This window comes from Ferribacterium limneticum (assembly GCF_020510585.1).
Taxonomy (GTDB): Bacteria; Pseudomonadota; Gammaproteobacteria; order Burkholderiales; family Rhodocyclaceae; genus Azonexus.
This window is the reverse complement of the sequence record NZ_CP075190.1, coordinates 4,148,630-4,161,073: the sequence shown is the minus strand read 5'-3', so window position 1 is coordinate 4,161,073 and position 12,444 is coordinate 4,148,630. Positions and strand designations below refer to the sequence as shown.

Here is a 12,444-nt window from a genome sequence, read left to right as displayed (position 1 = left end):
GTGCTATCCGGCGCATGCCTTTGGTATGCTTGGCCGCTAGTCCGGCCTGAAAAGCGCAACGCATGAAGCAGACAACAACCTATTACGACTTGCTGGAAGTGAGCTCGCATGCCGATCTGGCCGAGATTACCTCCGCCTACCTGAGAATTTCGCGCGAGCTGGCTTCGGGAAACAGTCCGCTCGGGGCGACCGAGGCAGAGTTTCGCCTGAAGCTGGTCAAGCACGCCTACGAAGTGCTTTCCAGTCCGTCGCGCCGCTCGGATTACGATGCCGGCCTGACCACGCGCGGTGTCGCGCCGGCGCTGGCCGACCAGACCATGCATATCGAAGTGGCGCTGGAGGCGACGAAATGGAGCCCGATCCGGCGCTTGCTGACGATCATCGCCGGGCTCATGATTTTCGGCATGGTCATGCAGATCGGCGCGACCTACATGGCCTACCAGCGGGCCTCGGCGCTGAGTGGCAGTGATCCGGCATCGCCGGCGGCCGAAAAGGTTTATCTCCAGGATTTTTACCAGACCTACGGCATTCGCGCCGCGAGCCGGGCTGAGGCGGACTTGCTGCTGGCCGACATGAAGCGCAAGGAGCAGGCCGAGCGCGAGGCAAGCCAGAGTCAGCGCCTCGTCGAGCAGCAGGAACGCGAACAACGGCGTTTCGAAGAGGACTCCCGACGCCTCGGTGCCGAAGTCTCGGCCAATCTGCGGCAGGCCGAGCAGGAGGCCGAGCGGGCCCGGGCGGAAGAAATCCGCCGCAAGGAAGAGGCCGAACGGCGGGCGAAAGAAGAGGATCTGGCCCGCCGGCAGCGCGAAATCGAGCGTTTCCGTGGGCGCAGTTTCTCGTCCGGCGAATGATTTCCCATCCAGAAAATCATCCGGAGCAGCAAAGAGGGCGGTCGGGGATCGACGATCCGATGCCGGTGCTTGCAGTCGATCCCGCCGAGTTCCGGCTGAAAATGCCTTGGTAATTCCGCTGCTTGCTTATTAGACTGGAACTGTTGCCGCACGGGGCTTGATCCGCCCGATCCGCTAGCGAAGGAGTCCAAAATGTCCGCGCTCATTGCCTTCTGGAATCTCGAAAACCTCTTTGCGCCCGAAGGCTTTCCAGCACGCGAGCCGTGGATCGCCAAGGCCATGCAGAAGGATCTCAAGGGCTGGTCGGAGACGCTGTTCAAGCGCAAGATCGCCCAGCTCGGCTCGATTATCGTCCGCATGAAGGACGGTGCCGGCCCCGATATTCTGGGGGTGTGCGAGGTCGAAAACCGTTTTGCCCTGCAGGCGCTGGCCGATCAGCTCAATCAGGGCTTGCCGGCGCGCAACTACCAGCTCGTTCATGTCGATTCGGCGCGCGATCAGCGCGGCATCGATACCGCTTTCCTGTTCGATGCCAACCAGTTCACCGCCAAGATGGATGAGCTGTTTTCGCACTGGGTCATGCGCCAGACCGGCACGCGCGACATCACGCAGATCACCTTCGTCGCACCGTCCGGCAAGCAACTCGTGATGCTGGCCAACCACTGGCCTTCAAGATCTTCGTCGACCGGCGACGGGGCGGAATATTCGTCAGGTTTCCGCGCCACGGCTGGCGAGACGCTAGCCTACTGGCATGGAAGGATACGGGAAATGAAGGGCGATAGCGTCGCAGTCATCGCGCTCGGCGACTTCAACGACGAACCCTTCGACCCGTCGATCACCATCCACGCCCAGGGCCTGCGCGACAGGGGCGATATAACGCGGACGAAGAGCGCCAGGTTCTACAACCTGAGCTGGGAATACCTGACGGCGATGACGCAGGACCGCAAGGGCAACCAGCGCCTGCTCAACGGCACGCTGTATTTCGGCAGCGATGCCAGCCTGTTCGACCAGATCCTGATTTCAAGCGGCTTGCTGACCGGGAAGAGCGGCTGGCGCACGGTCGACGGCAGTGCGCGCATCGAGGCCTATCCGCCCATGGTCAGCCATCGCGTCGGCGAGGGGCCGATACGCTTTGGGCTGCCAAGTGGCGACGTGGCTGAAAACGTCAATCTGGACGGCTACAGCGACCATTTTCCGGTGTCGGTCCGCATCGAAGAGGTTTGATCGGGCGCCGCAGCGCCCGACCTTCTGCCTAGAAACCGATCTTCCGGCTCCGCCCCATTCTGGCCTGCTCGAAATCCCGCCCTTCCAGCCAGTTGCGGCCTTCCAGCTTGGCCGTGCCGAAGGCGGCGAGCAGACGTTTGCGCATGTCGCGCGGCGGCAGCGAGCCGAGCCGTTCGAGCACCGCCTCGTCGGCTTCCGGCGGGAAACCCCAGTCGTGCTGGCCGACGATCTCGCGGTACAGCGCGCCGGCGATGCTGATCGCCGCATCGTGGTCCGGGCGCGGCACCTCGTAGACGTTCATGCGGTTGAGAATCGGCTCGGGAATCGAGCGTTCGTCGTTGGCCGTCGTCACCCACAGGATGTGCGAGGCATCGATGTCGATATCGATGAACTCGTCCTTGAAGGCGCGCGCCGTATCGTGCTCGAGCAAGCCGTAGAGCGAACCCATCGGGTCGTAGCGCGAGTCGCCGCCAGCCTTGTCGATTTCGTCGAGCACGACGATGGGGTTGGCGTAGTCGCCATGCACCAGCGTGTGCGCCACCTTGCCCGGCTTGGCGTTGTTCCACTGCGACGAGGCACCGGACAGCACCCAGCCGGCAGTCAGCGAGCTCATCGAGATGAACTCGTGGCCGGTACCCAGACGGTTGGCCAGTTCGCGGGCGAAATGGGTCTTGCCGATGCCCGGCTCGCCGAGCAGCAGGATGGGCGTGAAGCTCATCGGCTCGTTGCCGGCGACGGAGAGGGCGACGTACTTCTTGAGGTCGTCGATCACGTCGCTGAAATTGGGGCAAGTGTCGTAGAGTTCGTCGATCATGTCGGCGCCGGTCGGGCGGATCAGGAAACGGCCGCCGCCGCGCTGCTTCATCTTGTCGTAGAGGCTGGCCAGCGCTTCGTTGCGATTGCCGGCTGCCTCTTCCATGGCGCGATCGATGGCCGCCACGTCGTAGATGGTGCGCTCTTCAGCGACCGAGAGTCGGATTTCACTGTGTGCCATGATGACTTCCTCCATGCGCTCTTAGACCGGTTAACGGATCCAGCGTGCTACGGTTTCAATCAAGCATATCCCGTTCCCGGTTTCGAGCAACGGGCCTCGAGAAGGAGCGCTAACCCTTGGTGGGTGTGGCTTTACGGCCTTTGAACAAGGCGAAATGGCGATTTGAAATTTGGCGGTTTTTTCCAGTTGACCGTAGAAATCCGACAATTTGTGCCCCTCTTTGGAGCGTTCAGTGCTCCGGGTAGAGGAGTCGCTGCGCCGTTTCGAACACCTCACGTTCCTCGAAACGGACATGGTCGTGGAGCAGGGTGGCGAAGCGGGCGAGGATTTCGCTGTCCGCTTCCGGCATGCAGCGGCAGAGGTCGCGCAGTTCGGCATGTTCGGCGAGCGTGCGCTCGACCAGGACGCTGGCGCCAGCGGCAGCCAGCGCCGGCAGCAGGTCTTTTTCTTCTGTCTCGAAATGGTGTTCGAGCACTTCGGGAAAAGACTCGATGATCTTCTCGGCCGCCTCGGCGATGGCCAGTGCGTGGCCGGAGTCGCTGGCAAAGCGGGCCAGTCGGGACAGCTTGAGGGCGTGGTGGTGTTCGCGCGAGAGTTGCAGCAGGGCGGCATGGCGTTTCATCGGGCACCTCGTTTGGCGTTACGCCGGACTAGTGTCACCAGCGTTGCAATAAATATGAGCAGGACCAGCCCGTTGAGCAGGGCGGCGGTGTGGCGCAGGTCAAAGTTGTCGTTCAGGCCGCCGAACACCCGCAGCGCCAGCGTCAGGTGGAGCAGCGCGAGCGGCAGGTAAAGCGCCGGGTGGTAGGGGATCCTGATGCGGGTGACGGCCGGGAAAATGATCGGCGCGTGGCCGAAGACCATCGAAAACACAAAGCCGAGGCCGATGGCGTGCAAGGCTGCATCGCGCCATTCATGACCGGGAGCAAAGGCGCCAGCCAGCCCGAGCAGGCCGGCTGCAAAGAGCCAGGCGTAGCCGGAAAGCAGGCAGGCAGCGATGAAGCGGGTCAGCCCTTCGGTGGCGATGTTGCGGCGGGCGATGTCGTAACGCAGCAGCCAGATGGCGAGGGCGATCAATCCGCCGGCAAAAAGCCGGTCGAGCCCGGCCACTGCGCCGAGCAGCAGAACACCGACGATGGCGATGAACAGCTTTTGGGCGAGCGGCGGCGTGGGGAGAAAACGGGTCAGTTCGAGCCGTTCGCCGGCGATGGTCAAAACGAGAAATAGCAGCCACCAGGCGACGGCAGCGCTGACGTTGCCGGTGGCCAGCCAGAGCAGGTTGCCGACCAGCCAGCAGCCGGCGGCCAGGGTCAGGATGATGGTGAAGACGGCGACCTGGCGGCGCAGGGCAACGGCGCTGGCGGCGATCAGGCCGATTGCGCCAAGGCTGCCGAGCATCTGCCCAAGCAGCAACGGTGCGCCGGCGAGCAGAGCAATGCCGCTGGCCCCGGCCGCCAAGGGGGCGAGGTAGGCCCAGCTCCGGCCCGCTGCGACAGCGCGTTCAAGGCTGATCACCGTGCCGAAAAAGGCGGCGATCATCAGTGGCCCGTGCACACCGGCGGCCTGCATGGCCGGGCCGGGAACATCCCAGCCAAGGCGGCCGAGGCCGGCCATGACGCCGCCGAGCAGCGAGAGCATGCCAAAAAAGAGCAGCGGCAAGCGGCCGCCGAGTTTGAGATCAGCCATTTACGCGTTGTCTGCCTCGTCCCAGCCCAGACTCAGGCGGCACTTTTCGCTCATCATCGATGGCGCCCAGGGCGGCTCCCAGACGAGGCGGATTTCCGGCTGGCAGTCGGCTGGCAGGATGCGGTCGAGTTCGGCGTAGGCGTCGTCGACGATCATTTCACCCATCGGGCAGGCCGGCGAAGTCATGGTCATTTCGATGAGCAGCTGGCTGCCGTCGAGTTCGATGCGGTAGATCAGCCCGAGATCGACAATATTGGCGCCGACCTCGGGGTCGACCACCTTGCGCAGGGCGGCGCGGATCTGTTCGGTATCGAGGGCAGCGGTCATTTGAGCGAGACGTTAGAATGTGGTGAGGGCCATCCTAGCATCGCGTTTTAAGGCCGTATTTAGCACGGAGCAAAGAACATGGAACGCTTCACAATTTCTTTGGATGAGGCTTTGGCCAAAGAATTCGACCAACTCATCGCGGCCCGCGGCTACAGCAACCGCTCGGAAGCCGTGCGCGACCTGATCCGCGGCGCCATCGAGAGCGACCGCTTGCGCGAAACGCCGTCCGGCCACTGCGTCGCCAACCTGTCCTACGTCTACAACCACCACGAACGCGAACTGGCCGAGCGCCTGACCGGCCTGCAGCACGATCACCACGACCTGACGGTGGCGGCCATGCACAGCCACCTCGATCACAACAATTGCCTCGAATCGGTCATCCTCAAAGGCGCCACCGCCGATGTCCGGCAATTTGCCGATGCGCTCATGGCCGAACGCGGCGTCCGCCACGGCAAGCTCAACGTCATCGCGCTCGAAGCGGAACATCACCACGCCCACGACGAACACGGCGCAGCCCATGTCCACTATCGCCCCGCCCGCTGACCTGTCCGGCGAGTCGCCCCTGCCGCCGGGTGGCGAGCAGGCCTGGATCGAGGTCATCCAGAAAATGGACGAGGTCTACAACGACCTCCTGCAATACGAAGTCGCCCTCGAAGAAAAGAATGCCGCGCTCGAAGAGTCGCACCAGTTCATCGAGAGCGTCCTCGCCTCGATGTCGGACATCCTGATCGTCTGCGACCGCAACGGCGGCATCGAGGAGGTCAATTCATCGCTGCAGCATTTCTCCGGCAAGACGGCCGGCGAACTCGAACATACGCCAGTCTTCGACCTCTTCGCCGACGATGTCGAACGGGCCAAGGCACGCGACATCTTCGCCCGCTACGGTCGCGAAGGTGTCCATGACTGCGAGTTCTTCCTGCGCGCCGGCGACGGCTCGACCGTGCCGGTATCGATGAACTGCACGCCGCGCCTGTCGCAGACCGGCAAGCTCATGGGCATGGTCGTCACCGGCCGCCCGGTCGGCGAATTGCGCCGTGCCTATTCGGCTTTGCGCCAGGCGCACGATGATCTCAAGCGGACGCAAGGCCAGTTGCTGCACGCTGAAAAGATGGTGTCGCTCGGCCGTCTGGTGGCCGGCGTCGCGCATGAGCTCAACAACCCGATCAGTTTCGTGCTTGGCAACGTGCTGTCGCTCAAGCGCTACGCCAGCCGGCTCGAAAGCTACCTCGGCGCGGTGCATGCCAGCGATGCGGCCGAAGACGGCGCCTTGCAGGCCATGCGTCAGGAGCTGCGCATCGACCGCATCCTGGCCGACATGCCGCACCTCATCGACGGCATGATCGAAGGGGCCGAGCGCACGCGTGACATCGTCGATGCGCTCAAGCGCTTTTCGGCCGTCGACAAGATGACGCCCGAGCAGGTCAGCCTGAACGAAGTCGTCGAGCGCTCGGTGCGCTGGGTCGTGCAGAGCGCGGCGGCCAATTTCACGGTCAACACGAAAATATCGCCAAATTTGAAATGTTCCGGTTCGTCGGGGCAACTCCAGCAGGTCATCATGAATCTCGTCCAGAACGCCTGCGACGCCACGGCCAGCCAGCGGGAACCCGCCTTGACCGTCAGCGGCAACATCGAAGATGGCATGGTGATCCTGCGCTTTGCCGACAACGGACCGGGGATTTCCGAGAAACATCTGGGCCGCCTGTTCGAGCCTTTTTTCACCACCAAGCCGGTCGGTCAGGGCACCGGTCTTGGCCTGTCGATCAGCTACAGCATCGTCGAACGGCATGGCGGCAAACTCAGCGCCCACAACCTCCCGGGGGGCGGGGCGGAATTTATCCTTGCACTGCCTGTGGAAAGTTGCTAACCATTTGCTCGGGTTTGCCAAAAGCTATTTTGTCTTGAACTCAATACGAACAATGACTTATTGATCTGGCACGGTCTTTGTATGAAGATTGGTATAACTTTCATACGGGACGATCATGGAAACCCTGCCCAACGACTGGTTGTCACTGCTGATACTGACCTTCGTCCTGGGTATGAAGCACGGTTTCGACGCCGACCATCTGGCCACCATCGATGGCCTGACCCGCTACAACGCCCGTACCCGGCCCGATCTGGCGCGCTATTGCGGCACCCTGTTCTCGCTCGGCCACGGTGCCGTGGTCATGGCCATCGCCCTCGGCGTCTCGGCGCTGGCCGGGCAGTGGGCGGTGCCGGAATGGTTCGGCACGCTCGGTGCGGTGATTTCCATCGGCTTTCTCGTCGCGCTGGGCAGCCTCAATCTGGCCGCCGTACTCGCCGCCGAACCCCATGAAATGGTCCAACCGGTCGGCCTCAAGGGCCGTCTGCTCGGCAACCTGCGCCATGTTTCGCACCCGGCGCTGATTGCCTTGGTCGGCGCCCTGTTCGCCCTCTCCTTCGACACCCTGTCGCAAGCCGCCTTCTTTGCCCTGACCGCCACCCAGTTCGGCGGCTGGGAGCATGCCCTCGTGCTCGCCCTGCTCTTCATGCTCGGCATGTTGCTTACCGATGGCATCAACGGCCTGTGGATCGCCCGCCTCATCGCCCGCGCCGATCAGGTGGCGCTCATTGCTTCGCGCGTCATGGGGCTAGTCGTTTCCGGCGTCAGCCTGCTGGTCGCTGCCTTCGGCGCCGCCAGGATGTTGTCGCCAGCGGTCGATATGTGGAGCGAAGGCAAGGAACTGATATTCGGTTTTTCGCTAGTGGTGATCATTGCCCTCAGCTTTGTTGCAGCGGTGCGCCTGACGCGCCGGCCGGTGGCGGCTTGACGACATAGCGATGGGGATGGCCGGGCGACCGGCTTTTTTGCGCGATGAAATTAAGACGAAAAATAATTGGTTCATATTTCATGATGGCGATGAGCCCGGCGTTTGCTCATGAGTCGGTCGAACTATCGGCGGTTGAAGTCCGGGCCAGGGCGGAAAACCTCGAAGGCATCGCGGCCTCAGGCAGCGAAGGCGTGGTTTCCAGCCAGCGTCTGGCGGCAGTGCCCATTCTGCGGCCCGGCGAGGCGCTGGAAATGGTGCCGGGCCTGATCGTCACCCAGCATGCCGGCGACGGCAAGGCCAACCAGTATTTTCTGCGCGGCTTCAATCTCGACCACGGTACCGATTTCGCCACCTATGTTGGCGGCGTGCCGGTCAATATGCCGACGCACGCCCACGGCCAGGGCTACACCGATCTCAATTTCCTGATTCCCGAACTGGTCGAGCGCATCAGCTTCCGGAAAGGCCCGTATTTCGCCGAGGAAGGCGATTTTTCGTCGGCCGGCGCGGCGCACATCGACTATGTTCGCAAGATTGACAGCACGCTGGGACAGGTCACGCTCGGCCAGAATGGCTACGCGCGCAGCCTGCTTGCCGGTTCGCCGGAGGTTGCAGGTGGCCATCTGCTCTACGGCCTTGAGCTATTCCACAACGACGGGCCGTGGCAGATCGAGGAGCATTACCGCAAGATCAATGGCGTGCTGCGTTACAGCCAGGGCACGCCCAACGATGGTTTTTCGCTTACCGGCATGGCGTACCGTGGCCGGTGGACATCGACCGACCAGATTGCCCAGCGCGCCATTTCCAGCGGTGCCGTCGACCGCTTCGGCTCGCTCGATCCGACGACTGGCGGCGAGACGTATCGCTACAGCCTGTCCGGCGAGTGGGCCAAGCGCCGGGAAAAGGCGCAGAGCAAGGTCAATGTCTGGTGGTTGAAGTCCGACCTCGATTTGTGGTCCAACTTCCAGTATTGCCTGAATGCCGGTTGTCCGCCGGGTGACCAGTTCAAGCAGGCCGAGCGCCGGCAGGCCGGCGGTTTCGCTGTTTCGCATGCAATGTTTGATCGCTGGGGCGGCTTTGAAGTCGAGAACAGTATCGGTCTGCAGGGGCGGATCGATGACCTCAACCCGGTTGGTCTGTATACGACCAGCGCCCGCCAAACGCTGGGCACGGTGCGCGAAGACAAGGTGACACAGCGCAGCCTCGGTCTGTGGGCGCAAAACGAGATGCGTTGGACCGAGTGGTTCCGTTCCGTACAAGGCTTGCGCGCCGACACTTACGATTTCACGGTCAACAGCAATTTGGCGGTAAATTCGGGAAAAGCCAGCGACCAGATGGTGACGCCCAAGCTGTCACTGATCTTCGGACCATGGCGCAAGACCGAGCTCTATCTCAACTACGGCCACGGTTTCCATTCCAACGACGCGCGCGGTACGACCATCCGCGTTGATCCGGCCGATGGTGTGACGCCGGTGCAGGCGGTCAAGCCGCTGGTGCGGACCAAGGGTTACGAGCTTGGCCTGCGTTCGGAACTCGTGCCGGGCTGGCAGTCGACCGTCGCCCTGTGGCAACTCGATTCGGCCTCCGAACTGCTCTTCGTCGGCGATGCCGGGACGACAGAGGCTTCCCGCCCGTCGCGCCGTTACGGAGTCGAATGGACAAATCTCTATGTCTTGTCCGACTGGCTGGCGCTCGACGCCGACCTCGCCTGGTCGCATGCCCGCTTCCGCGACCACGATCCGGTGGCTGGCGACTTCATTCCCGGGGCGGTCGCGACAACCGCCAACATCGGGCTGACCCTCGATCACCTCGGCCCCTGGTTCGGTGCCGTACGCCTGCGCTACTTCGGGCCGCGGCCGCTGATCGAGGACAACTCGGTCCGCTCCGGCGCCTCGGCGCTGACCAATCTGCGCATCGGCTACAAATTCAGTCGGCAGACGCAGCTGGCGCTCGACATCTACAACCTTTTCGACCGCAAGGTGAATGACATCGAATACTGGTACGACTCGCAGCTTGCCACCGAAGGGGCGGCTGTAAATGATCGGCATATTCATCCAACCGAGCCGAGAAGCCCGCGTCTGACCATAAGCCATCGATTTTGACGCTGTAATTATGAATTACGCTTCCAGCGGCGCAACGATTGGAGTACCCTAACGGGTTTTCCCTAATACCTAAATCCCCAGGAGAATCCGTGGAAAAGGATCTGCGCGAAGCCGCTCTCGAATACCATCGCTGGCCCACCCCGGGCAAGATTTCAGTCCGCCCGACCAAGGGCCTGACCAATCAGCGCGACCTCGCGCTGGCCTACTCTCCGGGTGTTGCTGCCGCCTGCGATGCGATCGTCGAAGATCCGGCGACGGCTGCCTGGTACACCTCGCGCGCCAATCTGGTTGGCGTCGTGACCAACGGCACCGCCGTGCTCGGCCTCGGCAATATCGGCCCGCTGGCTTCCAAGCCGGTCATGGAAGGCAAGGGTTGCCTGTTCAAGAAATTCGCCGGTATTGACGTCTTCGACATCGAACTGGCCGAGAACGACCCGGATAAGCTGATCGACATGATTGCCGCCCTCGAACCGACGCTCGGCGGCATCAACCTCGAGGACATCAAGGCGCCGGAATGCTTCTACATCGAAGAGAAGCTCAAGGCGCGGATGAATATTCCGGTCTTCCACGATGACCAGCACGGTACCGCGATCATTTCGGGCGCCGCCATGCTCAACGGCCTGAAGGTCGTCGGCAAGAAAATTGACGAGGTCAAAGTCGTCGTTTCCGGCGCCGGTGCGGCTGCCATCTCCTGTGTGAACCTGTGGTGCGATCTCGGCGTCAAGCGCGAGAACATCACCATTTGCGACTCCAAGGGCGTCATCTACGTCGGTCGCCCAGGCGGGATGGACGAGACCAAGGCCCGCTACGCCCAGAACACCGAGAAGCGTACGCTGGGCGAGGCGCTGGTCGGCGCCGATATCTTCCTCGGTCTCTCCGCCGCCGGTGTCGTCAAGCAGGACATGGTCGTCAACATGGCCGACAAGCCGATGGTCTTCGCGCTGGCCAACCCGACCCCGGAAATCATGCCGGAACTGGTCAAGGAAGTCCGCCCGGACGCGATCATCGCCACCGGCCGTTCCGACTACGTGAACCAGGTCAACAACGTCCTCTGCTTCCCCTTCATTTTCCGTGGCGCGCTCGATGTCGGCGCCACCCGTATTACCGAAGAGATGAAGCTGGCTTCCGTGCGCGCCATCGCCGAACTGGCTGAAGCCGAGGCGACCGACGAAGTGGCCATGGCCTACCCCGGCCGCGACCTGACTTTCGGCCCGGAATACCTGATTCCGACTCCGTTCGATCCGCGCCTGATCGTCAAGATCGCGCCGGCCGTTGCTCTGGCCGCCATGGACTCCGGTGTCGCGACGCGTCCGATCACCGACTGGGTCGCCTATCGCGCCAAGCTGTCCGAGTTTGTCTATCACACCGGCGTCGGCATGCGCGCCATCTTCCAGGCCGCCCGTCAGGCCAAGGGCAAGCGGATCATCTTCGCCGAGGGTGAAGACGAGCGCGTGCTGCGCGCCGCCCAGGTGGTCATCGAAGAAAAGTTCGCGCGTCCGATCCTGATCGGCCGTCCGGGCGTCATCGAGCATCGTCTCGAAAAGGCCAAGCTGCGCATCAAGTCGGGCGTCGATTTCGACATCGTCAATCCGGAATCCGACGAGCGTTACCGCGAATGCTGGACTGCCTATCACAAGTTGATGGCGCGTCAGGGCATCACCCCGGCCATCGCCAAGGAAGCCATGCACCGCAAGCCGACGGTGATCGGCGCCATGCTGCTCAAGCTCGGCTACGCCGATGGCATGATCTGCGGCATGACCGGCCAGTACAGCCATCACCTCGGCGTGATCAGCCAGATCATCGGCAAGCGCACCGGTGTCAGCACGCTGGCCGCGATGAATTACCTGATGCTGCCGGGCCGTTCGCTGTTCATCTGCGACACGCATGTGAACGAAAACCCGAACGCCCAGGAAATCGCTGAAATGACATTGATGGCGGCCGAGCAGGTCAAGCGTTTCGGCAGCCATCCGAAGGTCGCACTTCTGTCACATTCCAATTTCGGTTCCGCCAACTCCGAGTCGGCGCGCAAGATGAGCGTCGCGGCCGGGCTGGTCTCGGCCATGTCGGCTGGCGAGCTGGAAGTGGATGGCGAAATGCATGGCGACTCGGCGCTTAACGAAGATCTGCGCCGCGCCGCCAACCCGGATTCGCCGCTCAAGGGCGAGGCCAATCTGCTGGTCATGCCCAACATCGACGCGGCCAACATCTCCTACAACCTGATCAAGATGACCGGTGGCGAAGGCGTCACCATCGGCCCCATCCTGCTCGGCGCAGCGCGTCCCGTGCATGTCCTGACCTCGACGGCCACCGTACGTCGCCTGGTTAACATGACCGCGCTGGCTGTTGTGGAATCGATGGAACGCTAAATCCGGCGCAACAAAAAGGCGTGGGAGGGAAACCTCGCCGCGCCTTTTTCATTTTTGGCCCTTTTTTCCGGTTGACCGTAGCAAGCCCCAATTGACCGTGGAAATATG

At 62.6% G+C, this 12,444-nt stretch carries 11 protein-coding genes; 7 read left to right on the top strand and 4 right to left on the bottom strand.

Annotated elements, in window-relative coordinates; all coding sequences use genetic code 11:
• The first annotated feature begins 62 nt into the window (after positions 1-62).
• Complete coding sequence (locus KI613_RS19860; protein ID WP_226402744.1) at positions 63-851, top strand: DnaJ domain-containing protein; 789 nt, start codon at positions 63-65, stop codon at positions 849-851.
• Positions 852-1,043: 192 nt separating this feature from the next.
• Positions 1,044-2,075: an endonuclease/exonuclease/phosphatase family protein gene (locus KI613_RS19855; RefSeq protein ID WP_226402742.1), complete on the top strand. Its 1,032-nt coding sequence runs from the start codon at positions 1,044-1,046 to the stop codon at positions 2,073-2,075.
• A gap of 28 nt (positions 2,076-2,103) precedes the next feature.
• Here the strand turns inward: KI613_RS19855 and KI613_RS19850 are convergent, their stop codons facing one another.
• The 4 genes from KI613_RS19850 to KI613_RS19835 form a co-directional block, all read right to left on the bottom strand.
• Complete coding sequence (locus KI613_RS19850; RefSeq protein WP_226402740.1) at positions 2,104-3,069, bottom strand: AAA family ATPase; 966 nt, start codon at positions 3,067-3,069, stop codon at positions 2,104-2,106.
• Between the two features lie 229 nt (positions 3,070-3,298).
• Positions 3,299-3,691, bottom strand: a complete 393-nt coding sequence (locus KI613_RS19845) for a hemerythrin domain-containing protein (RefSeq protein ID WP_226402738.1) — start codon at positions 3,689-3,691, stop codon at positions 3,299-3,301.
• On the bottom strand, positions 3,688-4,755 hold the full coding sequence (locus KI613_RS19840; protein ID WP_226402736.1) for a hypothetical protein: 1,068 nt from the start codon (positions 4,753-4,755) through the stop codon (positions 3,688-3,690). Before KI613_RS19840 ends, KI613_RS19845 begins: the two co-directional genes overlap by 4 nt.
• The gene (locus KI613_RS19835; RefSeq protein WP_226402734.1) at positions 4,756-5,082 is read right to left on the bottom strand and encodes a metal-sulfur cluster assembly factor; all 327 of its coding nucleotides are present in this window, start codon (positions 5,080-5,082) and stop codon (positions 4,756-4,758) included.
• A 78-nt stretch (positions 5,083-5,160) separates the two neighbouring features.
• Between KI613_RS19835 and nikR the strand changes: the two genes are divergently transcribed.
• The 5 genes from nikR to KI613_RS19810 all read left to right on the top strand — a co-directional run bounded on the left by nikR (position 5,161) and on the right by KI613_RS19810 (position 12,336).
• The gene (nikR, locus tag KI613_RS19830; protein ID WP_226402732.1) at positions 5,161-5,625 is read left to right on the top strand and encodes a nickel-responsive transcriptional regulator NikR; all 465 of its coding nucleotides are present in this window, start codon (positions 5,161-5,163) and stop codon (positions 5,623-5,625) included.
• The gene (locus tag KI613_RS19825; RefSeq protein ID WP_226402730.1) at positions 5,600-6,946 is read left to right on the top strand and encodes a PAS domain-containing sensor histidine kinase; all 1,347 of its coding nucleotides are present in this window, start codon (positions 5,600-5,602) and stop codon (positions 6,944-6,946) included. The genes nikR and KI613_RS19825 overlap by 26 nt, the downstream gene beginning before the upstream one ends.
• A gap of 115 nt (positions 6,947-7,061) precedes the next feature.
• Positions 7,062-7,871: a HoxN/HupN/NixA family nickel/cobalt transporter gene (locus KI613_RS19820; protein ID WP_226402728.1), complete on the top strand. Its 810-nt coding sequence runs from the start codon at positions 7,062-7,064 to the stop codon at positions 7,869-7,871.
• Positions 7,872-7,951: 80 nt separating this feature from the next.
• On the top strand, positions 7,952-9,970 hold the full coding sequence (locus KI613_RS19815; protein ID WP_226402727.1) for a TonB-dependent receptor: 2,019 nt from the start codon (positions 7,952-7,954) through the stop codon (positions 9,968-9,970).
• A gap of 89 nt (positions 9,971-10,059) precedes the next feature.
• A complete protein-coding gene (locus KI613_RS19810) occupies positions 10,060-12,336 on the top strand; it encodes an NADP-dependent malic enzyme (protein WP_226402725.1) in 2,277 nt (758 codons plus the stop codon).
• Positions 12,337-12,444: the final 108 nt, after the last annotated feature.

Coding starts and splice junctions, on each gene's coding strand:
- KI613_RS19845 (WP_226402738.1), bottom strand. CDS start 3,691: ATGAAACGCCATGCCGCCCTGCTGCAACTCTCGCGCGAACACCACCAC.
- KI613_RS19850 (WP_226402740.1), bottom strand. CDS start 3,069: ATGGCACACAGTGAAATCCGACTCTCGGTCGCTGAAGAGCGCACCATC.
- nikR (WP_226402732.1), top strand. CDS start 5,161: ATGGAACGCTTCACAATTTCTTTGGATGAGGCTTTGGCCAAAGAATTC.
- KI613_RS19820 (WP_226402728.1), top strand. CDS start 7,062: ATGGAAACCCTGCCCAACGACTGGTTGTCACTGCTGATACTGACCTTC.
- KI613_RS19855 (WP_226402742.1), top strand. CDS start 1,044: ATGTCCGCGCTCATTGCCTTCTGGAATCTCGAAAACCTCTTTGCGCCC.
- KI613_RS19825 (WP_226402730.1), top strand. CDS start 5,600: ATGTCCACTATCGCCCCGCCCGCTGACCTGTCCGGCGAGTCGCCCCTG.
- KI613_RS19815 (WP_226402727.1), top strand. CDS start 7,952: ATGATGGCGATGAGCCCGGCGTTTGCTCATGAGTCGGTCGAACTATCG.
- KI613_RS19835 (WP_226402734.1), bottom strand. CDS start 5,082: ATGACCGCTGCCCTCGATACCGAACAGATCCGCGCCGCCCTGCGCAAG.
- KI613_RS19860 (WP_226402744.1), top strand. CDS start 63: ATGAAGCAGACAACAACCTATTACGACTTGCTGGAAGTGAGCTCGCAT.
- KI613_RS19840 (WP_226402736.1), bottom strand. CDS start 4,755: ATGGCTGATCTCAAACTCGGCGGCCGCTTGCCGCTGCTCTTTTTTGGC.